The sequence below is a fragment of the Blastococcus sp. SYSU D00813 genome, assembly GCF_054050735.1.
This window is the reverse complement of sequence record NZ_JBJGZX010000016.1, coordinates 61,019-85,735: the sequence shown is the minus strand read 5'-3', so window position 1 is coordinate 85,735 and position 24,717 is coordinate 61,019. Positions and strand designations below refer to the sequence as shown.

Below are 24,717 nucleotides of genomic sequence, written 5' to 3'. Positions count from 1 at the left end.
GGCGGGCGGGCGGCGACTACGATGGCCCGGTGACACCTCCGCCCAGCCCTGCCCGCACGGTGGCGGTGGTGACCCTCGGGTGTGCCCGCAACGAGGTCGACTCCGAGGAGCTCGCCGGCCGGCTCGCCGCCGACGGCTACCGGCTCGTCGAGGACGCCGAGGGCGCCGACGCCGTCCTCGTCAACACCTGCGGCTTCATCGAGTCGGCCAAGAAGGACTCCGTCGACGCGATCCTGGCCGCCACCGACTCCGGCGCCGAGGTGGTCGCCGTGGGCTGCATGGCCGAGCGCTACGGCTCCGAGCTCGCCGGCGCCCTGCCCGAGGCCACCGTCCTGGGCTTCGACGACTACGCGGCGATCGGCGACCGGCTCGACGACGTGCTCGCCGGCCGCCCGCTCGTGCCGCACACCCCGCGCGACCGCCGCACCCTGCTGCCGATCAGCCCGGTCGAGCGCACCGCCGCGGTCGTGCGCGAGGACGCGCCGGCCATCCCCGGCCACGGCTGGCTGCAGCGCAAGCGGCTGGCCTCCGGCCCCTCCGCCGCGCTGAAGCTCGCCTCGGGCTGCGACCGCCGCTGCGCCTTCTGCGCCATCCCCGCCTTCCGCGGCGCCTTCGTCTCCCGCCCGCCGGCCGAGGTGCTCGACGAGGCCCGCTGGCTGGCCGGCCAGGGCGTCACCGAGCTGGTGCTGGTCAGCGAGAACAACACCTCCTACGGCAAGGACCTCGGCGACCTGCGGGCGCTGGAGAAGCTGCTGCCGCAGGTGGCCGCGGTCGAGGGCATCGCCCGCATCCGGGTCGCCTACCTCCAGCCGGCCGAGCTGCGGCCCGGGCTGGTCGAGGTGATCGCGGGCACCGACGGCGTCGCGCCGTACTTCGACCTGTCCTTCCAGCACTCCTCGCCGTCCCTGCTGCGCCGCATGCGCCGCTTCGGCGGCACCGAGGACTTCCTGCGCCTCGTCGAGCGCGCTCGGGAGCTCGCCCCGACGGCGGGCTTCCGCACCAACGTCATCCTCGGCTTCCCCGGCGAGACCGAGGACGACGTGGCCGAGCTCGAGCGCTTCCTCGCCGAGGGCCGCCTGGACGCGGTCGGCGTCTTCGGCTACTCCGACGAGGAGGGCACCGAGGCCGTGGGCCTGCCCGCCAAGCTGGACCAGCACGAGATCGACGCCCGCGTCCGCCGGATCACCGACCTCGTGGAGGAGCTGACCGCCCAGCGCGCCGAGGACCGCGTCGGCGAGCGGGTCGAGGTGCTCCTGACCGAGGACCTCTCCGCGGAGGAGGGCCCGGGCGTGTGGCTCGGCCACGCCGCGCACCAGGACCCCGACGCCGACGGGACGACGACGGTCACCGGCGTGCCCACCGGCGCCGTGGCCGGCGCGCTGGTGACCGCCGAGGTCGTGGCCAGCGAGGGCGTCGACCTGGTCGCCGCCGCGGCCGTCCCGGCGCTCGCCGACGCGGGACGCCGGGCGCCGTGAGCGACGTCGCCCCCGACCCGGCCGCGACCCCGGTCCAGTCGGCGCGGCTGGTCAACCTGCCCAACGCGCTCACCGTGCTGCGGCTGGCCGTGGTGCCCGTCTTCGCGGCGCTGCTGCTCACCGACGACGGCCTCGACGAGACCCAGCGGGTCTGGGCGACCGTCTTCTTCGGGGCGGCGATCATCACCGACCGCTACGACGGCCTCATCGCCCGGCGCACCGGCCAGGTGACGGAGTTCGGGAAGCTCGCCGACCCGATCGCCGACAAGGCGCTGACCGGGACGGCGCTGATCGGCCTGTCGGTGCTGGCGCTGCTGCCGTGGTGGGTGACGCTGGCCATCCTCGTGCGCGAGGTGGGTGTGACCCTGCTCCGGTTCTGGGTCATCCGGCACGGCGTCATCGCCGCCAGCCGCGGCGGCAAGGCCAAGACCGTCGTCCAGTCGCTGGCCATCGGCCTGTACATCCTGCCGCTGACCGGCCTGCTCGCCTCGGCCCGCTGGTGGGTCATGGCCGTGGCCCTCGTGCTGACCCTCGTGACCGGGCTGGACTACGTCGTCCGCGCGCTCACCCTGCGGCGCACCAGCGCCCGGGCGATGCGCGCGGCCGCCGCCCGGCGTGCGCAGGCGGCCGGCGAGACCGGCGAGCGCACCGACACCGCGGCCTGACACCGGCGGGAAGCAGCGCCCCGACCTCGGCGTTACGCCATGAGCGGACGCGGGTGGGATGGGCGGGCTCCTGTCACCGGCGCCGCGTACCGTGAGCGCACGGCGCCTGGGAGCACCTCCAGCGCGCCGCCGCTTCCGCACAGGCAGGACAGGAGACGGCCGATGACGCTGTTGCGCACCCAGCTCGGGAACACCCTGCGCGGGCACCGGCTGCGGCAGCGGCGCACGCTGCGCGACGTCTCCGGCGCCGCCCGCGTCAGCCTCGGCTATCTGTCCGAGGTCGAGCGCGGGCAGAAGGAGGCGTCCTCCGAGCTGCTCGCCTCCATCTGCGACGCCCTGGACCTCGAGCTCGCCGACCTGCTGGCCGAGGTGAGCTCCGAGCTGCGCGGCGCCGGGAGCGGGCTGCGTCCCGTGCCGCCGGCCGCCGCGGGCGCCCGTCCGGCGACCGAGGCCGCCGAGGCCGCGGAGGTGGCCGCCGCCGAGCCGGCGCTGGCCCTCGTCGGCGCCGGCCAGCCCGCGCGCTCGGCCCTGCGCCGCGGCGAGGCGGTCTCGCTCGCCGCCTAGCCGGCGGGTGCACCCCTCGCCGAGGCCCCGGGCGGCGATGAGCCGCACCCGCGCGGGGCTGCTGCGCGGTGCCGCGGCGGCCTTCGCCGCGGCCGGACTGCGCGCCACCACGATGCAGGCGGTCGCCGCCGCGGCCGGCGTGGCGAAGGCGACGCTGTACAACCACTTCCGCACCAAGGACGACGTCGTCCGCGCCCTGCTGACCGCCGAGCTGGGCCGGCTGGCCGACGGCGCCGCCGCCCTGTCCCCGCCCGAGGCCCTGGTGCTCCTGGCCGACGAGGTCGCCGAGCACCCCGTCCTGCGGGCGATGGCCGGCACCGACCCCGGGCCGCTCGTCGCCCTGCTCACCGCCGGCGCGAGCCGCTGGGCCGAGATGACCGCGCTGCTGGCCGCGGTGCTCCCCGCCGACGCCGACGGCGCCGAGACCGCCGGGCGGTGGCTCCTCGGCCTGGTGCTCCAGCCGGCCGACCCGCCCGCCCGCCGCCGGCAGGCGTGGCGGTTGGCCGCCGTCCTCGGCACGCCGGAGCCCCCGGCCTGACCTGCCGCGGGTGTCCGTGCGCCGCGCCCCGCGCCGTGCCACAGTGATCTCCTCGCCGCGTCGCAACGGAGCGGCGCGACGCCGTCGGCCCCTGCGGAGCACACGCGTTGCGGTACCTCTTCCGACCCCCGGCCACCGACGGCGCGGCCCTGCTGCCGCTGCCGTGGCACCAGCCGCTGGAGGAGTGGGACCCCGAGCTGACGATCGACGTCCCGCAGCGCGGCATCTCCCGCCACGTCGTCCGGTTCGTCGCCGCCGAGGGTCGCGTCTACGCCCTCAAGGAGATCGCCGAGCCGCTGGCCCGGCACGAGTACGCCCTGCTCAGCCAGTTCGAGGAGGAGGGGCTGCCGGCGGTCTCGGTGCTCGGCATCTGCGTGGACCGGCCGCACGACCAGCAGGCCATCCTCGTCACCCGGTACCTCGAGTACTCCATGTCCTACCGGTACCTGTTCTCCCGGCCGACCGGTGACCACAGCGCCGAGCAGTTCCTCGACACGATGGTGGTGCTGCTGGTCCGGCTGCACCTGGCGGGGATCTTCTGGGGCGACTGCTCGCTGTCCAACACCCTCTTCCGGCTCGACGCCGGCACGCTGGCGGCCTACCTGGTCGACGCCGAGACCGTCGACCGGCAGCCCTCGCTCTCGGCCGGTCGCCGGCTGTACGACGTCGAGCTGGCCCGGGAGCGGGTCGGCGCGGAGCTCATGGACCTGATGGCCGGCGGCCTGCTGCCCGCGGGCATCGACCCGATCGAGGTCGCCGACGACCTGCCCAAGCGCTACGCCGCGCTGTGGGACGAGGTGACGCGCGAGGAGTTCTTCTCCCGCGACGAGCAGCGCTACCGCGTCGCCCAGCGGCTCCAGCGGCTCAACGACCTGGGGTTCGACGTCGGCGAGGTCGAGCTGCTCGACACCCCTGACGGGGTGCGGCTGCGGGTCGAGACCCGCGTCTCCGAGCCCGGCGGGAACCGGCGGGAGCTGTTCCGGCTGACCGGCCTGGAGGTGCAGGAACGCCAGGCGCGGCGGCTGCTCAACGACATCCGGGGCTTCCGGGCCTGGCTGGAGCAGAAGACCGGGCGCCCGGTCCCGGAGATCGTCGCCGCGCACCGGTGGCTCGCCGAGGTCTACCAGCCGGTCGTCGACGCGATCCCGCCGGAACTCGCCGGGCGGCTCGCCCCCGCCGAGGTCTTCCACGAGGTCCTCGAGCACCGCTGGTTCCTGTCCGAGGCCGCCGGGCGGGACGTCGGGACCACCCGGGCGGCGCGGTCGTACTACACGACGGTGCTCCCGCGCACCCCCGAGGAACTGACGACGCCCTCGGCGATCGTGAACCGCCCGTGACCTCCGTCGATGCCGCGGTCACGGGCCGGTGACGACCGAGTTGCGGACGCCTGTGAGCCGGGCCACGGTACGAGGACGGTGATCGTCGGAGCTCGCCGGAGACGGAGGCGGTGTCGGATGTCCAACCGGAGACGGAGGCAGGTCGGCGGGGGTGCGGCGGCACTCGTGCTGGCCTCCACGCTGGCCGCGTGCGGCGGGGACTCGGGCGGTCCGCCGACGCTGACCTGGTACACCAACCCGGACTCCGGGGGGCAGGCCGCGATCGCGGAACGCTGCACCGAGGAGGCCGGGGGCGCGTACCGGATCAGCACGTCGGTGCTGCCGCGCGACGCCGCGGGTCAGCGCGAGCAGCTCGTCCGTCGCCTGGCCGCGAACGACGCCTCGATCGACATCATGAGCCTCGACCCGCCGTTCATCCCCGAGTTCGCCGAGGCCGGCTTCCTCGCGCCGGTGCCGGAGGACCTCGCCGGGCGGGTCACCGAGGGCGTGGTGGAGAGCGCGATCCAGGGGTCGACCTGGAACGACGAGCTCGTCGCCGTCCCGTTCTGGGCCAACACGCAGCTGCTCTGGTACCGGGCCTCGGTCGCCGAGGCCGCCGGCCTGGACACCGAGCGGGCGGACGAGTGGACCTGGGACGAGATCATCCAGGCGGCCCAGAGCCAGGACGTGCTGATCGGGGCGCAGGGCACCCGGGCCGAGTCGCTGATGGTCTGGTTCAACGCCCTCATCTCCTCGGCCGGCGGGGCGGTCATCGCCGAGAACTCCGACGACCCCGAGCAGATCCAGCTCGGCCTCGACTCCCCGGAGGGCCAGCGGGCCGCCGAGGTGATGCGGGCCATCGCCGACTCCGGCCAGGTGAGCGCGGCGTTCTCCACCGAGAACGAGGACGCCTCGGCCACCGGCTTCGAGAGCGACCGCGGCGGCTTCATGGTCAACTGGCCGTTCGTCTACGCGCGGGCCCAGTCCGCCGTCGAGGCCGGCACGCTCGACGCGTCGGTCCCCGAGGACTACCGCTGGACGCTCTACCCGCGGGTGGACGCCGACACCGAGCAGGCGCCGCCCTACGGCGGGATCAACCTGGGCATCGGCGCCTTCAGCGAGAACGTCGACCTCGCGTACCAGGCGGCCGAGTGCATCGTCTCGGACGAGAACCAGGCCGAGTACATGATCACCAACGGCAACCCGGCCTCCAGCACCGCGGTCTACGACGACCCGGAGGTCCAGGAGGCCTACCCGATGGCCGACACCATCCGGGACTCGCTGGAGCTGGCGGCCCCGCGGCCGCAGACCCCGTACTACAGCGAGGTCTCCGGCGGGCTGCAGCGCGAGTACCACCCGCCGGCGTCGGTGGACCCGGAGTCGACCTCCCGAGCGGCCACCACTCTGATCGAAGCCGTCCTGGCAGGAGACCAGCTGCTATGACCCAGACGACGCTCCCCCCGGTCGAGAAGACCCAACCCGTCTCGGCGCCTGGCGGGACGCTCAGCGACCGGTCGAAGGCCGAGCGCAAGCTCGGCTGGATGCTGGCCGGCCCGGCGTTCTTCGTCATGCTGGCCGTCACCGCCTACCCGATCCTGCAGGCGGTCTACGAGTCGCTGTTCCAGTACCGGCTCACCGACCCGGACAACCGGTCGTTCAACGGGCTCAGCAACTACTGGGTGATCCTCACCGACTCCCTGTGGTGGACGGCCCTGGGCGTCACGCTGCTCATCACCGTCATCACCGTGGCCGTGGAGCTCGTGCTCGGCTTCGCGCTGGCGATGGTGATGGCCAAGGCGCTGCGGTCGATCCGCCCGGTGGTGCGGGCCGCGATCCTCATCCCGTACGCCGTCATCACGGTCGTCTCGGCCTTCGCCTGGCAGTTCGCCTTCGACATCAACACCGGGTTCGTGAACAGCTGGTTCTCCTGGATACCCGGGGTGGCGGCCGACACCGACTGGTTCGGCGGCACGGGCAGCTCGCTGTTCGTCGTGTGCCTCGCCGAGATCTGGAAGACGACGCCGTTCATCTCGCTGTTGCTGCTGGCCGGCCTCGCCCAGGTGCCGGAGGTGCTGCAGGAGGCGGCCAAGGTCGACGGCGCCACGTGGTGGCAGCGGCTGTGGCGGGTGACGCTGCCGAACATGAAGGCCGCGATCATGGTCGCGCTGCTCTTCCGCACGCTGGACGCGTTCCGCGTCTTCGACAGCATCTTCATCATGACGGCGGGGGCGAACAACACCGAGTCGGTGTCGTTCCTGGCCTACCGCCAGACGATCTCGAGACTCGAGATCGGGCTGGGGTCGGCGGTCTCGGTGCTGCTGTTCCTCTGCGTGGTGCTGCTCGCGGCCCTCTTCATCAAGGGCTTCAAGGTCGACCTGGCTCAGGCGAGGGGTGAGTGATGTCCCGCAAGGAGAAGACCTGGTGGTGGATCGGCGGTCTGGCGATCGTCGTCTACTGCCTGTTCCCGATCGCGTGGATCGTCTCGGTGTCGTTCAAGGCGCCGTCGGACCTGGCCAACGGCCAGTTCCTGCCGTCGGACTGGACGAACGCGAACTACTCCCAGATCCTCACCGGTGACGCCAGCGACCTGTTCCTGCCGGCGCTGCGCAACAGCTTCGGGATCTGCCTGATCGCGACGGCGATCTCCTGCCTGCTGTCGATGTTCGCGGCCTACGCGATCGCGCGGCTGGACTTCCCCGGCAAGAAGCTGATCCTGTCGACGGCGCTGGTCGTGGCGATCTTCCCGGTCATCTCGATCGTGACGCCGCTGTTCAACGTGTGGCGGCAGATCGGCCTCTACGACACCTGGCCCGGGCTGATCATCCCGTACCTGTCGCTGACGCTGCCGATCTCCATCTGGACGATGTCGGCGTTCTTCCGCGAGATCCCGTGGGAGATGGAGCAGGCGGCCCAGGTCGACGGCGCCACCACCTGGCAGGCGTTCCGGAAGGTGATCGTACCGCTGGCGGCGCCCGGGGTGTTCACCACGGCGATCATCGCCTTCTTCATCGCCTGGAACGACTTCGTCTACGGCATCTCGCTGACGTCGACCGACGCGGCTCGCCCGGTGCCCGCGGCGCTGGGTCTGTTCTCCGGTGCCTCGCAGTTCGAGGACCCGACCGGTGCGATCGCCGCGGCCGCGGTCATCGTCACCATCCCGGTCGTCGTCCTGGTCCTGCTCTTCCAGCGGCGCATCGTCGCCGGCCTCACCAACGGCGCGGTCAAGGGCTGACGCGGCCGTGACCACCCAGCAGCTCCCCACTCCACCGACCTCCCGAGGGGACGAGAACTGATGGCCTCCATCGAGATGCGCAACATCGTCAAGCAGTACGGCGACGGCTACCCGGCGGTCAACGACGTCAGCCTCGACATCGCCGACGGCGAGTTCATGATCCTCGTCGGCCCCTCCGGCTGCGGGAAGTCCACCCTGCTGCGGATGATCGTCGGGCTCGAGGACATCACCAGCGGCGACATGGTCATCGGCGGCAAGCGGGTCAACGACCTCGCCCCCCGCGAGCGCAACCTGTCGATGGTGTTCCAGAACTACGCCCTGTACCCGCACCTGACGGTGTTCGAGAACATCGCCTTTCCGCTGCGGCTGTCCAAGACGCCCGACGACGAGGTCCGCCGCCGCGTGGCCGAGGCCGCCGACGTGCTCGAGCTCAAGGACCACCTCGAGCGCAAGCCGGCCAACCTCTCCGGTGGCCAGCGGCAGCGGGTCGCGATGGGCCGGGCGATCGTCCGTCAGGCCGAGGCGTTCCTGTTCGACGAGCCGCTGTCGAACCTCGACGCCAAGCTGCGCGGCCAGATGCGCACCGAGATCTCGCGCCTGCAGCGCCGGCTGGGCATCACCACGGTCTACGTCACCCACGACCAGACCGAGGCCATGACGCTCGGCGACCGGGTCTGCGTGCTCCGCAAGGGCCGCATCCAGCAGGTCGCCTCCCCGCGCGAGCTCTACGAGCAGCCGGTCAACCTGTTCGTCGCCGGCTTCATCGGCTCGCCGCCGATGAACTTCCTGCCGGCGTCGCTGGAGGGCGGCAACCGGCTGTCGACGCCGTTCGGGCCGATCGAGCTCGACGAGCGGCGGGCGGCGGCGGTGCGCGGCAAGGGCGAGCTGCTCCTGGTCGGCATCCGGCCGGAGTACTTCGAGGACGCCTCGCTGGTCGACGAGGCCAAGCGGCCGCACGGCTCGACGTTCCGCGCCCGGGTCGACGTCACGGAGTGGCTGGGCGACTCGCAGTTCGCCTACATCCCCTACGAGGCACCCGAGCAGATCCGCAACCAGCTGCGCGACCTGTCGCGCGAGCTGGACTCCGAGGAGCTGCGCACCCAGGCGATCGTCTCGATCGACTCGACCAGCCGGATCCGGGAGGGGCGCGAGGCGGAGTTCTGGCTCGACAGCCGCAAGGTCCACGTCTTCGACCCGCAGTCCGGTGAGAACCTCACCCGCGACGCCGAGGCCGGCGCCCGGCTCACCGAGATGGCCGCCGAGGACCGCCTGGAGCAGGTGGAGCACGCCCAGACGACCGGGCAGACGGTCAGCGGCACCAGCGGCGGCGGGGGTGGCGCCACCCGCGCCGGCGCCGCCTGACCTGCACCACCCGGGGCCGGTCCGTCGTCAGGCGGGCCGGCCCCGCGCCGCGTCCAGCTCCGCCCGCGTAGGCGGGTCCGCGCCGGCGCGGGTGCAGTTGAGGGCAGCCACCAGCGCCGCCTCGTCCACGACCTCGAGCAGTGCGTCGTCGGAGAGCCCCGAGAGCGCCGCACGGGTGGCCACCCCCCGGCGCAGCAGACCCGCGAAGAGCCCGGCCGCCAGCGAGTCCCCGGCACCGACGGTGTCCACCACGGACACCCGGGGGATCTCCCGCCGCAGCAGCGGCCGGCCCGGGCGGGCCACCCGCAGCGGCTGCCCGCCGTCGGTCATGACCACCAGGGCGGGGCCGCGCTCGGCCCAGACCGAGGTCCCGAGGTCCCGGTCGGCGCGGGGGTGCAGCCACTCGAAGTCCTCGGCGCTCACCTTGACGACGTCGGCGTGCGCCAACAGCCGCTGCAGCCGTGTGCGGACGGCGTCCGGGTCGTTGCCCAGCGAGGCGCCCACCGGCCCCTCGGCGAGCATCGGCCGGATGTTCGGGTCGACGCTGACCAGCAGCCGGCCGCTGACCCGCTCCACGAGGCGGGCGATCGCCTCGCACCCGGGCGGGGTCCAGCTCGAGATCGAGCCGACGTGCAGGACCGCCGTCGCCTCGGGGAGGGCGGTGGCCAGCTCGTCGTCGGTCCACTGCCAGTCGGCGGCGCCGGCCACGTGGAAGCCGTAGTCGGCCGATCCGTCGGGACCCAGGCCGACGACGGCGAGGCTCACCGGCTCCGTGGCGGTGACGAACCGGCTGACGTCGACGCCGGACTGCTCGGCGTGCCGGCGCAGCGGCGCGGCCAGCGGGCCGGTGCCCAGCCGGGCCAGCAGCGTCACGGGGGCGCCGAGGCGGCCGGCCGCCACCGCCACGTTGAGCGCGTTGCCTCCCGGCGCGGCGACGTAGCGCGGCGCGGTGCCGTGCGGGCCCGCGTCGCCGCCGGGGTCGGGGAGCATGTCGACCACCAGTTCGCCGAGCACCGTCAGCTGGGGTTCGCCCGCGACCGCCATCGGGCGAGCGTAGCCAGCGCAGCCGCCGCGCGGCCTCTGGTGGTCGCAGAGCGTGCGCACCTGGGACGATGAGGGGGACGACGTCCGCAGCGCCCTGCCGGGTGGCGGGCGGGACGCAGCCGGCGACTGACAGCGGAGGACCCATGCCCAACCCGTTCGTGAAGCTCTGGAAGTACCTCACGGCGTCGGCGAACGCGAAGATCGACGAGAAGGCCGACCCGAAGATCCAGATCGCGCAGGCCATCGAGGCCGAGCAGCAGCGGCACCAGTCCCTGGCCAACCAGGCCGCCGCGGTGCTGGGCAACCAGCGCCAGCTGGAGATGCGGCTCAACCGGCAGCTCGGGGAGGTCGAGAAGCTGCAGGCCTCGGCCCGCCAGGCCCTGGTGCTCGCCGACCAGACCCGGGCCAAGGGCGACGCGGCGAAGGCCGCCGAGTACGAGCAGGCCGCGCAGGCGTTCGCCACCCAGCTCGTCGCCGCGGAGCAGGCCATGGAGGACCTCAAGCGCAGCCACGACGAGGCGCTGCAGGCCGCCGAGCAGGCGCGCGGCGCCGTGGAGCAGAGCCGGATGCGGCTGCAGACCACGCTCGCCGAGCGCACCAAGCTGATGAGCCAGCTCGAGCAGGCGAAGATGCAGGAGCACGTGGCCGACTCGATGCGGCAGGTCAACGAGCTCTCGGCGCCGGGCAACACGCCGAGCCTGTCCGAGGTCCGCGACAAGATCGAGCGGCGGTACGCCAACGCCCTGGGCCAGGCCGAGCTCGCCCAGAACTCGGTCGAGGGCCGGATGCTCGAGGTGCAGAAGGCGACCCTGGACGTCGCCGGCGCCTCGCGGCTGGACCAGATCCGCGCCTCGATGGGCGGCGGGCCGGCCGCGGTGACCGGCACGTCCGCGGCCGGCGCGATCGAGCAGGGCACCCCGCCGGTGGCGCAGCCGGCCGCCGCCGACCCGGTCGCCCAGCCCGCCGACCGCCCCGCCGACCCGGCGTAGCGCTCGCCGTCCGCGTGCCGCGGCGGCCTCCGGTCCCTCCGGAGGCCGCCGCGTCGCGTGTGCGGGCTAGCCCGGGGTGGCGGTGGGCCGCGGGCGGCCCGGCTCCCCGGTGCGCGCCAGCGGGTCGATCGGCGTCTGCGCCGCCTGGCAGTTCGGGCACCAGTAGGTGACGCGTTCCTGCAGGTCCGGACCCTGGTCGCCCATGAGGATCGGCGTGCCGCACCGGCGGCAGGGCTTGCCCCTGCGCCCGTACACCCAGTGGTCGAAGCCCTTGCGCAGGTCGCCGGTGGTGCTCTGCTCCGGGTGGTCGCGGTTGGCCAGCATCAGCGTGCGCGCGCGGGTCACCAGGGGCTCCAGCCGGTCGTCGACGTCCCCCACCCGCGCCCACGGGTGGACGCCGGTGAGGAAGAGCGACTCGACCTTGTAGAGGTTCCCGGGACCGGCGAGGTTGCGCTGGTCGAGGACGGCGACGCCGACCTGCTCGTCGGGGTCGGACCGCAGCCGCCGCAGTGCCTCGTCGAGGTCCCAGTCCGGGCCGAGGACGTCGGGGCCGAGGTGCCCGACGAGCGTGTCCTCGTGCTCGGTGGGGACGAACGCCATGTCGTGCAGCCGGTAGCCGACGCACTCCCACTCGTCGGTGGCCAGCACCGCCCGCACGGAGAACGCCGGCCCGCCGCGCCACCGGGTGCCCGGCCGGTAGACGTGCCAGCTGCCGTCCATCCGGTAGTGGGTCCGCAGCGTCCAGCCGTCGGCCAGCCGGATGAGCATGTGCTTGCCGCGGGGCACCACCTCGCGCACGGTGCGGCCGGCGAGGTCGGTGGCCGCCAGCTGGGGCACCCGCAGCTCGCCGCGGCGCAGCGTCGCGCCGGCCAGGGCCTGGTCCATGCGCTTGGCGGCCAGCCAGACGGTGTCTCCCTCGGGCACGTCCTCCAGTGTCCCCGCCGCGCCTCGCCCGGGCCCGGGCGCGCTGTCCCCGCGCTGCCCACGACCGTGGTGCGATCGCTGCTCTCAGTGCGCGTGGTGGTGGTGGTGCCCGGCTCCGGAGTCGTGCCGACGGCGCCGCGCGTCCTCCACGGCCGCGTGCACCCCGGGAGCGGCCGGGGCGCCCGATCCGGCCAGGCGTTCGGCGAAGGCCCGCAGGTCGCGGAGCGTGCGGCACTCCACGACGGTGTCGCAGTGCGCGGCGTACCGGTCGATGTCCGAGTCGCCGGTGCCCCACGACTCCCGTGGCTCGGGGTTCAGCCAGTGCACCGCCCCCGCCGCCCGGCGCACGGTGGCGAGCGCCTCGGTCCGCGGGTCGAGGTCGTTGCCGCGCGCGTCCCCGAGCACCAGGACCGTGGTGCGCCGGGTCAGCTGCGGTGCCCACCGCTCGGCGAAACCGGCCAGGGCGTTGCCGTAGTCGCTGCGCCCGTTGAACCCCACGCCGGCTCCGGCCTCGTTGAGCACGTGCGCGATCTCGGTGGGGTCCGCGGCCCCGTCGATCAGGTCGGTGACCTCCTCGACGGCGTCGACGAAGGCGAAGCTGCGGATGGAGGTGAACTCCGTGCGCAGCGCGTGGACCAGCTGCAGCGTGAAGGTGGCGAAGGTCGACACCGACCCGGAGATGTCGGCGAGGACGACCAGCTGCGGCTTCGCCGGGTGCGGCCGGCGGAAGACCGGCGTCACCGGCACGCCGCCGGTGCTCATGGCGGTGCGCACGGTGCGGCGGACGTCGAGCGGGCCGTGCCGGTGCTGGCGACGCCGTTGGGCCAGCTGCGCGGCGAGGGAGCGGGCGAGCGGTCGCAGCGCCTCGCGCATCGCGGCCACGTGCATCGGCGACGCACCCAGGAACGCCATGTTCTCGGGCAGCGGGGTCCGCAGCGTCCTGGCCACGTCCTCCGCCCCCCGGTCGGCGACCAGGCGTCGGCGGATCTCGGTCTCCAGCGCCCGTCCCAGCACCTGCGCCTGCGCCCTGGCCGCCAGCCGGGCGACCTCGGACGGCACGCGGTCTCCGCCCGCCTCCGGGTCCGCCGCGTAGGCGAGGCGGACGACGATCTCGTTGGAGTCGATCATGCGCAGGGCCCGGTAGAGGTTGTAGCCGGCCTCATGGGGCCGGTCGGGCTTCACGGCGGCGTGCCGGTCGACCACCACGCGGGCGAGGGCCCGCAGCAGGACGGCGTCCTCCTCCCGCAGGCTCTGCACCAGCAGGTCGCGCAAGGCGTCGTCGTCGAGGTGCTGGAGGCCGCCCGCCGGACCGCGCCGCGGCCCCCGGTGGCCGCCGTCCCCGCCGTCGCCGGTCCCCGGTTCGCTGCCGTCGTCGGCCCCGGCGGTGGCACTGTCGGTGGCACTGTCGGTGGCAATGTCGGCGGCACTGTCGGTGGCCCCGTCGGGCTCCTCGTCCTCGGCCGCCGGCTCCTGCAGTGCGAAGAACGTGTCGAAGACGGTGTCGTAGGTCGTGAGGTGTCCGGCGTCCTTGATCAGGACCGCGCGCAGGGCGACCCGCACCGCGCCCCGGTCGAGGACGTCGATGCGGGTCATCGCGCGGGCGGCGTCCACGACAGCACTCACCGGGACCGGCACGCCGACCTCGCGCAGCTCGGCGACCAGGCCCTCCACGGCGGTCAGCACGCCGGTGCCCTCAGCGGGGCCGCGTGCCGGAGCCGAGCCGGGTCCGCGCCAACTCGATGTCGCTCTGGTGCTTGAGCAGCACGGACAGGTGCCGCAGCAGCGCCTCGCCGTCGACCTCCGCGACGCCGAGCAGCAGCAGCGTCCGCGCCCAGTCGATCGTCTCCGACACCGAGGGCCGCTTCTTGAGGTCCAGCTGGCGCAGGCCGGCGACCGCGTTCGCCACCTGGCCGGCCAGCTCCTCGGAGATCCCCGGCACGCGGGCGAGGACGATCTCCCGCTCCCGCTGGGGTGAGGGGTAACCGACGTGCAGGAACAGGCACCGGCGCTTGAGCGCCTCGGACAGCTCGCGGCTGTTGTTCGAGGTCAGGAACACCAGCGGCCGGCGGCGGGCGGTCACCGTGCCGAGCTCGGGGATGGAGACCTGGTAGTCGGAGAGGACCTCCAGCAGGAGCGCCTCGGTCTCGACGTCGAGCCGGTCGACCTCGTCGATCAGCAGGACGACGTCGTCCTCGGCGCGGATGGCCTCGAGCAGCGGCCGGCGCAGCAGGTAGTGCTCGCTGAAGATGTCACCCTCGACGTCGTCCCAGCGCTCGCCGGTCGCCTGCCCGACGCTCCCGGCCTGGATGCGCAGCAACTGCTTGCGGTAGTCCCACTCGTAGAGCGCCTTGGCCTCGTCGAGGCCCTCGTAGCACTGCAGGCGGATCAGCCGGGCGCCGGTGGCGCGGGCGACCGACTTGGCCAGCTCGGTCTTGCCCGTCCCCGCCGGTCCCTCGACGAGGACGGGCTTCTCCAGCGCAGCCGCCAGGTGGACGGTCCCGGCGATCGTCTCGTCCGGCAGGTAGGCGACCGCGCGCAGCGCCTCGGTCACCGCCTCCGGGGTCGCGACCGCGGTGGACGGCTCGACGAACGTCTCCGACATCGGTGCCTCTCGGCCAGGACGGCGCGGCCGTCACCCGTGACCGCCCCCCGGGCCGGCCGCCGGCCAAGGTAGCCGACCGGCTGGGCCGGGCTCCGGTCCCGACGCCCCGGCCCCGCGGGCGCGGCGGCGGTGCGGCCGGGGACCGGTCGGGCACGTGCCCTGTGAGACCGCCGACACCGGGATGACCACGCCGCGGGTGCGCATTGACCCGGGCGTGCAGGCCCTCGCTCTCCGTTCCCGGCTTGCCCGGACCGACGTCGTCGCGCACCGCCCCGAGCCGGTCACGGTCACTGCTGCCCGCGTCGTGCGACCGCACCGGCGGCAGGCCTTCGAGGAGTGGGCCGAGGACGTCCTGCGGGTGGCCCGGACCTTCCCCGGCAACCTCGGCGGCACGCTGCTGCGGCCGGGGCCGGGCAGCTCCGAGTACCACCTCGTCTACCGGTTCACCGACGACGCCGCCCTGGCCGCCTGGGAGCGGTCCCCGCAGCGGCAGGCGGCCCTGGCCTCGATGCGCGAGATGGTCGACGGCGAGCGGATCTCCCGGGTGGCGGGCCTCGACAGCTTCTTCACCCGCCCCGCGCGGCCGGGCCCGCGCTGGCGGTCGACCGTGCTCACGGTGTTCGCCGTCTTCGTGATCACGCTGGGGTTCCAGCTCCTGGTGGCGCCGCACGTCGGCAGCTGGCCGCTGCCGGCGCGGCTGCTGCTGTCGGCCTGCGTCGTGGTGCTGCTGCTCGGCTACGTCGTCATGCCGGCGCTGACCCGGCTGCTGCGCGGCTGGCTCCAGCCGCCGGCCGGCCGCTAGGGGATCAGCCCCGCAGCCGCAGGCCCCGGGGCGTCGCCGCGAATCCGGCGGCCTGCAGCGCGGACGACAGCGGCGTGGACTCGTGCACCGACGCGCCGTCGGCCTTCTGCACGACCATCCGGCCCAGCGCCCCGGCGGCGACCGCGCCCGACAGCGCCGTCGCCGCCTCCTTGAGCGCCTGCTCGTCCTCGGTCCACGACAGCAGCGTCTTGCCGCCGCGCTCGACGTAGAGCACCAGGTCCCCGTCGACGAGCACGACCAGGGCCCCCGCCTTGCGTCCGGCCCGGTGGCCGCTGCCGCGCCTGGTGGCCGTCCCCTCGCCGATGTCCACGGCGCCGCCCGCGTCGTCGGGGCCCTCGGCGCCGGCCTCGGCCCGCTCCGGCCACGGCAGCGCCGCGCCGTAGACGTTGGCCGGGTCGGTCGCCGCCAGCACCACCGTGCCGGCCGGGGGGCGGTCGGGGGCGGCGAAGCCGCGTAGCCGGTCGACCGAGCCGGGGGTGCCGAACTGCGCGGCCCCGAGCGTCTCGACGAAGTAGCCGCGCCGGGCGCGGCCGTTCTCCTCGAACGCCCGCAGCACCGGGTAGACGGCGGAGAAGCCGCCGGCCACCTGCTCGGCCATGACCGCGCCGCGGGTGAGCACGCCGTGCCGCTCGAGCAGCGCCTCGGCGCGGGCGGTGGTGCGGCGCGTCGGGTCGGCCTCCCGGTCGGGCAGCCGCGACCAGCGGCCGGCCACCGTGGGCGGCCCGCCACGGGTCGGCATCGCGGGGCGGCCCAGCCGCGGGCGGCCGTAGCGGGACACCCGGGCGCGCGGCGGTGCGGGCGCCTTGCGGTGCGTGCCGGCGCCGGCCAGCCGGGTGCGCAGCGGCGCCAGGGTGTCGTTGGTGAGGTGCCCGGACCACACGAGGTCCCAGACGGCGTCGGCCAGGGCGGTGTCGTCGGTGGCGCCGACGAGGTCGGACAGGCCGCGGAAGAACATCGCCTGCCCGCCGGACAGCCCGTCGAGGACGGCGGCGCCGTACCCGCCCTCCTCCGGCGGCTCCAGCGGCTCGGGGAGCAGCAGGTGGGCGACGTCGGCGGGCACGAGGCTCACCCAGCCGTCGTTGCCCGGCAGCGCGCCCGCGCCGGCCCACAGCACCTCGCCGGCGCTGGTGAGCTCGTCGAGCATCGCGGGGGAGTAGTCGCGCACCCGGGAGGGGAGCACCAGCGACTCCAGCGCGCTGGCCGGTACCAGCGCCCCGGCCAGCTGCTCGACGACGGCGAGGACGCCGTCGGGCCCGCGCAGCCGGCTGCCCACCGACTGCCAGGCGGGGGTGAACCGGGCGAGGGTGCCGATCGGGACCGGCTCGACCTCCTGGCGCAGCTTGGCCAGGCTGCGCCGGCGCACCGAGCGCAGCACGTCGGCGTCGCACCACTCCTGGCCGGTGCCGCCGGGCCGGAACTCGCCGGTGACCAGCCGCCCGGTGCCGACCAGCCGCTGCAGCGTCGCGGTGACCACGGCGACGCCGAGGCCGAGGCGGCGGGCCACCTCGTCGGGCTGGAACGGGCCGTGGGTGCGGGCGTAGCGGCCGACGATGTCGCCGAGCGGGTCGGCGACCGGCTCGGTGAACGCCTCCGGCACGCCCACGGGCAGCGCCGTGCCCAGCGCGTCGCGCAGCCGGCCGGCGTCCTCGATGGCGACGTGCCGCTCCTCGCCGGCGATGCGGACCACGATCGCCCGCCGGGACGCCACGAGCTCCGCCATCCACTCCGCCGGCACGCCGCGGGCCGCCGCCTCGGCGGGGGTCAGGTCGCCGACGTACCGGAGCAGGTCGGCCGCGCCGTCGACGTCTCGCGGGTGCCGCGGCGCGGGCAGCCGCTGCAGCTCGGCCTCGACCTCGGCGAGCGCCTCCGCGTCGAGCAGCTCGCGCAGCTCGGAGCGGCCGAGCAGCTCGGCGAGCAGGCCGGTGTCGAGCGCGAGCGCCTGGGCGCGGCGCTCGGCCAGGGGCGCGTCGCCCTCGTAGAGGAACTGGCCGACGTAGCCGAACAGGAGCGAGGTGGCGAATGGGGACGCAGCCTGGGTCTGGACGTCGACGACCTTCACCCGGCGGGCCTGCACGTCGCGCATCAGCTCGACCAGCCCGGGGACGTCGTAGACGTCCTGCAGCACCTCGCGGGCGGCCTCGAGCGTGATCGGGAAGCCCGGGTACTCGCTGGCCACCGAGAGCAGCTGGGCCGCGCGCTGGCGCTGCTGCCACAGCGGGGTGCGCCGGCGCGGGTCGCGGCGGGGGAGGAGCAGGGCGCGGGCGGCGCACTCCCGGAACCGGCTGGCGAACAGGGCCGAGTCGCCGACCTGGGCGGTCACCTCGCGCTCGACGTCGTCCGGGTCGAGCACCGCCAGGTCGGCCTCGGGCGGCTCGCCGGTGGTGTCGGGCAGCCGCAGCACGATGCCGTCGTCGGAGTGCATGGACGCGACGTCGACCCCGTACCGCTCGCGCAGCCGGGCGGCGAGCACCAGGGCCCACGGGGCGTTCACCTGCGCGCCGAAGGGGGAGTGCACGACCAGCCGCCAGTCGCCCAGCTCGTCGCGGAAGCGCTCGACCAGCAGCGTGCGGTCGTCGGGCAGGTGGCCGGTGGCGGCCTTCTGCTCGGCGAGGTAGGCGAGCAGGTTGTCGACGCCCCACTCGTCGAGCCCCGCGGCGCGGGCCCGATCGCGCGCGGCGTCCGGGCCGGACGAGCCGACCTCGCGGAGGAACGCGCCCAGCGCCCGGCCGAGCTCCAGCGGGCGGCCGGGGGCGTCGCCGTGCCAGAACGGCATCTTCCCGGGCTGGCCGGGGGCGGGGGAGACGAGCACCCGGTCGTGGGTGATCTCCTCGATCCGCCAGGACGACGACCCGAGCAGGAAGACGTCGCCCACCCGCGACTCGTAGACCATCTCCTCGTCGAGCTCGCCGACCCGCCGGCCACCCGTCTCGCCGCCGACGAGGAAGACGCCGAACAGCCCGCGGTCGGGGATGGTGCCGCCACTGGTGACCGCCAGCCGCTGGGCGCCGCCGCGGGCGGTGAGCGTGTCGGTCACGCGGTCCCAGGTCAGCCGCGGCCGCAGCTCGGCGAACGCGTCGGAGGGGTACCGGCCGGCCAGCATGTCCAGCACCGCGTGCAGCGCCGACTCGGGCAGCCCGGCGAAGGGCGCCGAGCGGCGGACCAGCGCGCCGACCTCGTCGACCGTGCGCGGCCGCTCCGAGACGATGGCGACGATCTGCTGGGCGAGCACGTCGAGCGGGTTGCGCAGGTAGCGGATCGACTCGATCGCGCCGGCCTTCATCCGCTCGGCGACCAGCGCGCACTGCACCAGGTCGCCGCGGTACTTGGGGAACAGCACGCCGCGGCTGACCGCGCCGACCTGGTGCCCGGCCCGGCCGACCCGCTGCAGGCCCGCCGCCACCGTGGGCGGCGCCTCGACCTGCACGACCAGGTCGACCGCGCCCATGTCGATGCCCAGCTCCAGGCTGGAGGTGGCGACGACGGCGGGCAGCTGGCCGGACTTGAGCGCCTCCTCGACCACCGCCCGCTGCTCCCGGGAGACCGAGCCGTGGTGCGCGGCGGCGACCGGCTTGAACGCCTCGGGCACGCCCCCACCGGCGCCGGCCTGCGCCATCAGCTGGGCCGGGGTCGAGCCGGCCGGCACCGGCTCGCCGGTCTGCCGCTCGTAGGCGAGCTCGTTGAGCCGGCTGGTGAGCCGCTCGGCCAGCCGCCGGGAGTTGGAGAAGACGATGGTGCTGCGCGAGGCCTCGACCAGGTCGAGCACCCGCTCCTCGACGGCGGGCCAGATCGACGCCCGCGGCTGGTTGCCCGCCGCCGAGCCGTCGAGCTCGCCGGTGGGCTGGCCCAGCGCGCTCATGTCCTCGACCGGGACGACGACCGACAGGTCCCACTGCTTGGCCGAGCCCGGCGCCACGACCTCCACCGGCCGCCCGCCGGCGAGGAAGGTGGCCACCTCCTCGATCGGCCGCACCGTGGCCGACAGGCCGATCCGCTGCGCCGGGCGCTCGAGCAGCTCGTCGAGCCGGTCGAGGGTGACCGCCATGTGCGCGCCGCGCTTGGAGTCGGTGACCGCGTGCACCTCGTCGACGATCACCGTCTCCACCCCGCGCAGGGCCTCGCGCGCCTGGCTGGTGAGCAGCAGGAACAGCGACTCCGGCGTGGTGATCAGGATGTCGGGCGGCCGCTTGGCGAAGGCCCGGCGCTCCTCGGCCGGGGTGTCGCCGGAGCGGATGCCCACGGTGATCTCCGGCCGGGGCAGGCCCAGCCGCATCGCGGCCTGGCCGATGCCGGTCAGCGGCGCGCGCAGGTTGCGCTCGACGTCGACCGCGAGCGCCTTGAGCGGCGACACGTAGAGGACCCGGCAGCGGCGGACCTCCTCGGCCGGCGGCGGGGTGCTGGCCAGCCGGTCGAGCGACCACAGGAAGGCGGCCAGGGTCTTGCCCGAGCCGGTGGGCGCGACGACGAGCGCGTGCCCACCGGTGCTGATCGCCGACCAGGCGCCCTCCTGGGCGGCCGTCGGCTCGGCGAAGGCGCCGGTGAACCAGGCCTTCGTGGCCTCGGAGAACCGGTCGAGAGCGGACACGCAGCCAGTGTCACCCCGGGGTACGACACTCCGCCGTGCGCAACCGGACCTCCGCCCTGCGCGTACCCCCGATCGGGTCCCGCGGCGGGGTCGGTGGCCTGGGGCACACTGCCGCCATGCGCTCCACGCTCTACGAGGCCGACCACGAGGACTTCCGGGCGACGGTGCGCGCCTGGGCGGAGAAGACCGTCGCGCCCTTCCACGCCCAGTGGGAGGCCCAGGGCATCGTGCCGCGGGAGGTGTGGACCTCCGGGGGCGAGCAGGGCCTGCTCGGCATGGACCTCGACGAGGAGCACGGCGGCGGCGGGGTGCGCGACTACCGCTACAACGCGGTCGTCGACGAGGAACTCGCCCGCGTGGGCGCCTCCGGCGTCGGCTTCACCCTGCACAACGACGTCGTCGGCCCCTACCTGCGCGACCTGGCCACCGACGAGCAGAAGCGGCGCTGGCTGCCCGGCTTCTGCAGCGGCGAGCTGGTCACGGCGATCGCTATGACCGAGCCGGGCACCGGCAGCGACCTTCAGGCGATCACCACCAGCGCCCGCCGCGACGGCACCGACTGGGTGCTCTCGGGCGCCAAGACCTTCATCACCAACGGGATCAACGCCGACCTCGTCGTCGTGGTCGCGCGGACCGACCCCGACGCCCCCGGCTCCCGCGGCACCAGCCTGCTGGTGGTCGAGCGCGGCATGCCCGGCTTCACCCGCGGTCGCAACCTCGAGAAGGTCGGGCTGAAGGCGCAGGACACCGCCGAGCTCTTCTTCGACGAGGTGCGGGTGCCGGCGGAGAACCTGCTCGGCACCGAGAACCGCGGGTTCGCCCACCTCATGGACAACCTGCCGCAGGAGCGGCTGTCGATCGCGGTCACCGCGGTCGCCTCCGCCGAGACGGTGCTCGCCCAGACCCTCGACTACGTCCGGGAGCGGACGGCGTTCGGCCGGCCGGTCGGCAGCTTCCAGCACAGCCGCTTCGTCCTCGCCGAGCTGCACACCGAGACGACGATCGCGCGCACCTTCGTCGACGAGTGCGTGCGGCGGCTCAACGCCGGCGAGCTGTCGGCGGTCGACGCGTCGATGGCCAAGTACTGGACCTCGGAGCTGCAGAACAAGGTGGCCGACCGCTGCCTGCAGCTGCACGGCGGCTACGGCTACATGGACGAGTACCCGGTCTCCAAGGCGTGGCGCGACGCGCGGGTGCAGTCCATCTACGGCGGCACCAACGAGATCATGCGCGAGATCATCGGCCGCTCGCTGGGCCTCTGAGACGCCGGTGGACACCGCGACCGCGCCGGACCTGGTCCGGGTCCAGCGCCGCACGGTCGCCGTCCTCGGCAGCGGGACGGCGCTGAGCGGGCTCGGCGTCACGATCGGCATCACCCTCGGCGGACTGCTGGCCCGCGACGTCGCCGGCAGCGACTCCGCCTCCGGGCTGGGCCAGACCGCCGGCGTGCTCGGCGCGGCGGTGCTGGCCGTCCCGCTGGCCCGGGTCAGCGACCGCGCCGGGCGCCGTGCGGGGCTGGCCGCGGGCTTCGCCGTCGCCGTCGCCGGGGCGGTGGTCACCGTCGTCGCCGCGGCGCTGTCGTCCCTCCCGCTGCTGCTCGCCGGGTTGTTCGCCTTCGGCGCGGCCACCGCCTGCGGCCTGCAGGCGCGCTACGCCGCGGCCGACCTGGCCACGCCCGAGCGCCGCGGCCGCGACCTGTCGCTCGTGGTCTGGGCGACGTCCGTCGGCTCGGTGCTCGGCCCCAACCTCGCCGGGCCGGGAGCCGACCTGGGCGCCCGGCTGGGCCTGCCGGCGCTGGGCGGCGGGTTCGCGCTGTCGGCCGCCGTCTTCCTGCTCGTCGCCGCGCTCTTCCTGGCCCTGCTGCGGCCCGACCCGCTGCTGCTGGCCCGCCGGTCGCGGGGTGGGGGCGCCGGGGCGCCCGTGCGCACGCGGCGGGCGACGCGGTCGGCGCTGGCCGCGGTGTGGGCCGATCCGGGTGGGCGGCTGGGGCTCACCGCCGTGGTCGTCTCGCACGCGGTGATGGTCGGCGTCATGGTCATGACGCCGGTGCACATGGGCCATGCCCACGGCCCCGAGGGGACGACGCTGCGACTGATCGGCCTGGTCATCAGCGTGCACGTGGCCGGCATGTACCTGTTCTCCCCGCTGGTGGGCTGGCTGGCCGACCGGGCCGGCCGGCGGGCGGTCGTGGTGCTGGGCGCCGGCCTGCTCCTCGCCGCGGCGGCGCTGTCGGGCACCGCTGGCCCGGCCGACGCGGGGCAGCTGGGCGCGGGGCTGTTCCTGCTCGGTCTGGGCTGGTCGTGCGGCCTGGTCGCCGGCTCGACGCTGGTCACCGAGTCCGTCGGTGCCGGGCAGCGGCCCACCGCGCAGGGCGGGACCGACCTGCTCATGGGGCTGGGCGCGGCGCTGGCCGGCGTCGTCGGCGGGCCGCTGCTGAGCTGGGGCGGGTACGGGCTGGTCGCCGGGGTCTCGGCGGCGCTGGTGCTCCCGCTGGTCGCCGTCCTGCTGGGCACGGCCGTCCCGCGGCGCGGGTGACCCGTGCCCGCCGATGCGCCAGGCTGGCGGGTGTGACCGACGAACTGCTGGTGGAGCGCCGCGGCGCCGTCCTCGTCCTGACCATCAACCGGCCCGAGGCGCGCAACGCCGTCTCCCTCGCCGTCGCCGAGGGCATCGCGGCCGCCGTCGACGAGCTCGACGGGGACGACGACCTGCGGGTGGGCGTCCTGACCGGCGCCGGCGGCACCTTCTGCAGCGGGATGGACCTCAAGGGCTTCCTGCGCGGCGAGCTGCCCGTCGTGCCCGGCCGCGGGTTCGCCGGCCTGGTCGAGGCCCCGCCGCGCAAGCCGCTGATCGGCGCGGTCGAGGGATGGGCCCTGGCCGGTGGGTTCGAGCTGCTGCTCGCCTGCGACCTGCTCGTCGCCGCCGAGGACGCGCGCTTCGGCGTGCCGGAGGTCAAGCGCTCCCTGGTGGCCGCCGGCGGCGCCGCGCTGTGGCTGACCGAGCGGATGCCCCGCGCGCTGGCCCTGGAGATGCTGCTGACCGGGGAGCCGATCGACGCCGCCCGGGCCGCGGAGGTGGGGCTGGTGAACCGGCTGACCGCGCCCGGCGGCGCGCTGGCCGGCGCGCTGGAGCTCGCCGGGGTCGTCGCCGCGAACGGGCCGCTGGCGGTGGCGGCGACCAAGCGGATCGCGGTCTCCGCGCGCAGCTGGGACACCGGGACCGCGTGGCGGGAGCAGGCCGCCATCAACGGGCCGGTGCTCGCCAGCGAGGACGCCCGCGAGGGCGCGGCCGCGTTCGCCGAGAAGCGCGCGCCGGTCTGGCGCAACCGCTGAGCGCGCGGACCCGCGTCAGCGGCCGCGGTAGTTGCGCCAGAGGAGCACCAGCGACAGCAGCAGGCAGACGGCGATGCCGATCTCCAGTGCCGTGTCGAGTGCGGCCGAGCCGGTGGTGATCACGCAGCCAGCCTAGGCGCGGGTATATCGTGAAGCGACTTCACGATGAATGGAGTGCACGATGTCCCGCACCGCCGACCCGGTGGCCGCGCTCGACCGGCTGCTCGAGGTCACCGTCCTGCTCGGCCGCGACATGGCCGAGGGTCTGGCCGCCCTCGGGCTCACCGTGCCGCGGGCCACCCTGCTGTGGCACCTGCGCGCGCACGGCCCCAGCACCCAGCGGGCGATCGCCGACGGGCTCGGCGTGACCCCGCGCAACGTCACCGGCCTCGTCGACGGGCTGGCCGACGCCGGTCTCGTCGTCCGCGCGCCGCACCCCTCCGACCGGCGGGCGACCCTGGTCTCGCTCACCGACCGCGGGTCGCGGCTGGTCGCCGACCTCGGCGCCGGGCAGGCCGAGCTGGCCGGCCAGCTCCTCGGCGGCCTCGACCCCGACCGCCTGACGGCCCTCGTGGCTGGGCTGGACGAGGTGCTCGGCCGCCTGCGGGAGCTCGTCCCGGCAGCGGCCTCGTGAGCGCCGGTGTGCCCGCCGTCGCCGACGCGGCCCGCCGGGCGCTGGCGCTCGAGCTCGCGATGTGGCAGGCGCTGTCCCGCTGGGTGCTCCGCCGCCGCCGGGTGCCCGAGGGTGCGGAGGCCTTCCCGTACGCGAGCGCCTCGACCCCGGTGATCTGGGTGTTCGTCGTCGTCTCGGCGATCGAGGTCGTCGTCGTCCACGTGGTCGTGCCGTGGGAGACCCTGCGGTTCGCCCTCGACCTGGCCGGCGTCTACGGGGTGCTGTGGATGCTCGGCCTGCTCGCCGCCCTGCGGACGACGCCGCACTGGGTGGACGACACCGGACTGCGGGTCCGCCACGGCTTCGCCGCCGTCGACCTGCACGTGCCGTGGGAGGACATCGCCGCGGTGCGGGTGCGCCGCCGGTCGGTCGAGGGGTCGCGGACGGTGCACCTGCACGTCGACGGTCCGCGGCGCGCGGTGTCGGTGAACCAGGCCTCCTCGACGCAGGTCGACCTCGAACTGCGGACCCCGCGCGTGGTCCCGCACCGCCGCGCCGGCTCCGAGCCCGTGGCGGAGCTCCGCATCGCCGCCGACGACCCCGCCGCGCTCGTCCGGCGGCTGCGCGCCGGGATGGGTGCGGCGCGGGCGCGCTAG

21 protein-coding genes are annotated in these 24,717 nt (G+C 75.0%); 16 read left to right on the top strand and 5 right to left on the bottom strand.

Annotation, left to right across the window (positions count from 1 at the left end):
- Nucleotides 1–29 precede the first annotated feature (29 nt).
- From rimO to ACI8AX_RS13235, 9 genes are all read left to right on the top strand, one after another.
- The gene (rimO, locus tag ACI8AX_RS13275; RefSeq protein ID WP_456550297.1) at nt 30–1,475 is read left to right on the top strand and encodes a 30S ribosomal protein S12 methylthiotransferase RimO; all 1,446 of its coding nucleotides are present in this window, start codon (nt 30–32) and stop codon (nt 1,473–1,475) included.
- The gene (gene pgsA, locus ACI8AX_RS13270) at nt 1,472–2,140 is read left to right on the top strand and encodes a CDP-diacylglycerol--glycerol-3-phosphate 3-phosphatidyltransferase (protein ID WP_456550296.1); all 669 of its coding nucleotides are present in this window, start codon (nt 1,472–1,474) and stop codon (nt 2,138–2,140) included. Before rimO ends, pgsA begins: the two co-directional genes overlap by 4 nt.
- Before the next feature lie 162 nt (nt 2,141–2,302).
- Nucleotides 2,303–2,704 (top strand): helix-turn-helix domain-containing protein, encoded by a 402-nt coding sequence (locus ACI8AX_RS13265; RefSeq protein WP_456550295.1) that lies wholly within the window; start codon nt 2,303–2,305, stop codon nt 2,702–2,704.
- Between the two features lie 37 nt (nt 2,705–2,741).
- The gene (locus tag ACI8AX_RS13260) at nt 2,742–3,242 is read left to right on the top strand and encodes a TetR family transcriptional regulator (RefSeq protein WP_456550294.1); all 501 of its coding nucleotides are present in this window, start codon (nt 2,742–2,744) and stop codon (nt 3,240–3,242) included.
- A gap of 107 nt (nt 3,243–3,349) precedes the next feature.
- Nucleotides 3,350–4,579 (top strand): DUF4032 domain-containing protein, encoded by a 1,230-nt coding sequence (locus ACI8AX_RS13255; RefSeq protein ID WP_456550293.1) that lies wholly within the window; start codon nt 3,350–3,352, stop codon nt 4,577–4,579.
- 165 nt (nt 4,580–4,744) lie between these two features.
- Nucleotides 4,745–6,001, top strand: a complete 1,257-nt coding sequence (locus ACI8AX_RS13250) for an extracellular solute-binding protein (RefSeq protein WP_456550292.1) — start codon at nt 4,745–4,747, stop codon at nt 5,999–6,001.
- Complete coding sequence (locus tag ACI8AX_RS13245) at nt 5,998–6,957, top strand: carbohydrate ABC transporter permease (protein ID WP_456550291.1); 960 nt, start codon at nt 5,998–6,000, stop codon at nt 6,955–6,957. The genes ACI8AX_RS13250 and ACI8AX_RS13245 overlap by 4 nt, the downstream gene beginning before the upstream one ends.
- Nucleotides 6,957–7,790 carry a carbohydrate ABC transporter permease gene (locus ACI8AX_RS13240; RefSeq protein ID WP_456550290.1) on the top strand — a complete coding sequence of 278 codons (834 nt, stop codon included), beginning with the start codon at nt 6,957–6,959 and terminating at the stop codon, nt 7,788–7,790. Before ACI8AX_RS13245 ends, ACI8AX_RS13240 begins: the two co-directional genes overlap by 1 nt.
- Before the next feature lie 60 nt (nt 7,791–7,850).
- Nucleotides 7,851–9,152: an ABC transporter ATP-binding protein gene (locus ACI8AX_RS13235; RefSeq protein ID WP_456550289.1), complete on the top strand. Its 1,302-nt coding sequence runs from the start codon at nt 7,851–7,853 to the stop codon at nt 9,150–9,152.
- A gap of 27 nt (nt 9,153–9,179) precedes the next feature.
- Here ACI8AX_RS13235 and ACI8AX_RS13230 read toward each other — a convergent pair whose 3' ends face one another.
- Nucleotides 9,180–10,196: a carbohydrate kinase family protein gene (locus tag ACI8AX_RS13230; protein WP_456550288.1), complete on the bottom strand. Its 1,017-nt coding sequence runs from the start codon at nt 10,194–10,196 to the stop codon at nt 9,180–9,182.
- A 143-nt stretch (nt 10,197–10,339) separates the two neighbouring features.
- On the opposite strand from ACI8AX_RS13230, the gene ACI8AX_RS13225 reads away from it, so the two are divergent.
- Entirely contained in the window at nt 10,340–11,185 is an 846-nt protein-coding gene (locus tag ACI8AX_RS13225) for a PspA/IM30 family protein (RefSeq protein ID WP_456550287.1), read from the top strand.
- A 66-nt stretch (nt 11,186–11,251) separates the two neighbouring features.
- On the opposite strand, the gene ACI8AX_RS13220 is transcribed toward ACI8AX_RS13225, so the two are convergent.
- The 3 genes from ACI8AX_RS13220 to ACI8AX_RS13210 form a co-directional block, all read right to left on the bottom strand.
- The gene (locus ACI8AX_RS13220; protein WP_456550286.1) at nt 11,252–12,109 is read right to left on the bottom strand and encodes a DNA-formamidopyrimidine glycosylase family protein; all 858 of its coding nucleotides are present in this window, start codon (nt 12,107–12,109) and stop codon (nt 11,252–11,254) included.
- Nucleotides 12,110–12,193: 84 nt separating this feature from the next.
- A complete protein-coding gene (locus tag ACI8AX_RS13215) occupies nt 12,194–13,792 on the bottom strand; it encodes a VWA domain-containing protein (RefSeq protein ID WP_456550285.1) in 1,599 nt (532 codons plus the stop codon).
- Between the two features lie 10 nt (nt 13,793–13,802).
- The gene (locus ACI8AX_RS13210; RefSeq protein WP_456550284.1) at nt 13,803–14,711 is read right to left on the bottom strand and encodes an AAA family ATPase; all 909 of its coding nucleotides are present in this window, start codon (nt 14,709–14,711) and stop codon (nt 13,803–13,805) included.
- 154 nt (nt 14,712–14,865) lie between these two features.
- On the opposite strand from ACI8AX_RS13210, the gene ACI8AX_RS13205 reads away from it, so the two are divergent.
- Nucleotides 14,866–15,513, top strand: a complete 648-nt coding sequence (locus ACI8AX_RS13205; protein WP_456550283.1) for an antibiotic biosynthesis monooxygenase — start codon at nt 14,866–14,868, stop codon at nt 15,511–15,513.
- A 4-nt stretch (nt 15,514–15,517) separates the two neighbouring features.
- Here ACI8AX_RS13205 and ACI8AX_RS13200 read toward each other — a convergent pair whose 3' ends face one another.
- Nucleotides 15,518–20,116 (bottom strand): ATP-dependent helicase, encoded by a 4,599-nt coding sequence (locus tag ACI8AX_RS13200; RefSeq protein WP_456550282.1) that lies wholly within the window; start codon nt 20,114–20,116, stop codon nt 15,518–15,520.
- Between the two features lie 116 nt (nt 20,117–20,232).
- Here ACI8AX_RS13200 and ACI8AX_RS13195 point away from each other — a divergent pair, with 116 nt between their 5' ends.
- The 5 genes from ACI8AX_RS13195 to ACI8AX_RS13175 all read left to right on the top strand — a co-directional run bounded on the left by ACI8AX_RS13195 (nt 20,233) and on the right by ACI8AX_RS13175 (nt 24,717).
- Nucleotides 20,233–21,378, top strand: coding sequence for an acyl-CoA dehydrogenase family protein (locus tag ACI8AX_RS13195; RefSeq protein ID WP_456550281.1), 1,146 nt, complete (start codon nt 20,233–20,235; stop codon nt 21,376–21,378).
- 7 nt (nt 21,379–21,385) lie between these two features.
- The gene (locus ACI8AX_RS13190) at nt 21,386–22,651 is read left to right on the top strand and encodes an MFS transporter (protein WP_456550280.1); all 1,266 of its coding nucleotides are present in this window, start codon (nt 21,386–21,388) and stop codon (nt 22,649–22,651) included.
- 32 nt (nt 22,652–22,683) lie between these two features.
- Nucleotides 22,684–23,448: a crotonase/enoyl-CoA hydratase family protein gene (locus tag ACI8AX_RS13185; protein WP_456550279.1), complete on the top strand. Its 765-nt coding sequence runs from the start codon at nt 22,684–22,686 to the stop codon at nt 23,446–23,448.
- A gap of 181 nt (nt 23,449–23,629) precedes the next feature.
- A complete protein-coding gene (locus ACI8AX_RS13180) occupies nt 23,630–24,082 on the top strand; it encodes a MarR family winged helix-turn-helix transcriptional regulator (protein WP_456550278.1) in 453 nt (150 codons plus the stop codon).
- A complete protein-coding gene (locus ACI8AX_RS13175) occupies nt 24,079–24,717 on the top strand; it encodes a hypothetical protein (RefSeq protein WP_456550277.1) in 639 nt (212 codons plus the stop codon). Before ACI8AX_RS13180 ends, ACI8AX_RS13175 begins: the two co-directional genes overlap by 4 nt.

Bases quoted from the DNA above. Each gene is read 5' to 3' on its own strand.
- ACI8AX_RS13210 (WP_456550284.1), bottom strand. From the start codon at position 14,711: ATGTCGGAGACGTTCGTCGAGCCGTCCACCGCGGTCGCGACCCCGGAG.
- ACI8AX_RS13230 (WP_456550288.1), bottom strand. From the start codon at position 10,196: ATGGCGGTCGCGGGCGAACCCCAGCTGACGGTGCTCGGCGAACTGGTG.
- ACI8AX_RS13245 (WP_456550291.1), top strand. From the start codon at position 5,998: ATGACCCAGACGACGCTCCCCCCGGTCGAGAAGACCCAACCCGTCTCG.
- ACI8AX_RS13265 (WP_456550295.1), top strand. From the start codon at position 2,303: ATGACGCTGTTGCGCACCCAGCTCGGGAACACCCTGCGCGGGCACCGG.
- ACI8AX_RS13195 (WP_456550281.1), top strand. From the start codon at position 20,233: ATGCGCTCCACGCTCTACGAGGCCGACCACGAGGACTTCCGGGCGACG.
- ACI8AX_RS13180 (WP_456550278.1), top strand. From the start codon at position 23,630: ATGTCCCGCACCGCCGACCCGGTGGCCGCGCTCGACCGGCTGCTCGAG.
- ACI8AX_RS13260 (WP_456550294.1), top strand. From the start codon at position 2,742: ATGAGCCGCACCCGCGCGGGGCTGCTGCGCGGTGCCGCGGCGGCCTTC.
- ACI8AX_RS13235 (WP_456550289.1), top strand. From the start codon at position 7,851: ATGGCCTCCATCGAGATGCGCAACATCGTCAAGCAGTACGGCGACGGC.
- ACI8AX_RS13225 (WP_456550287.1), top strand. From the start codon at position 10,340: ATGCCCAACCCGTTCGTGAAGCTCTGGAAGTACCTCACGGCGTCGGCG.
- ACI8AX_RS13240 (WP_456550290.1), top strand. From the start codon at position 6,957: ATGTCCCGCAAGGAGAAGACCTGGTGGTGGATCGGCGGTCTGGCGATC.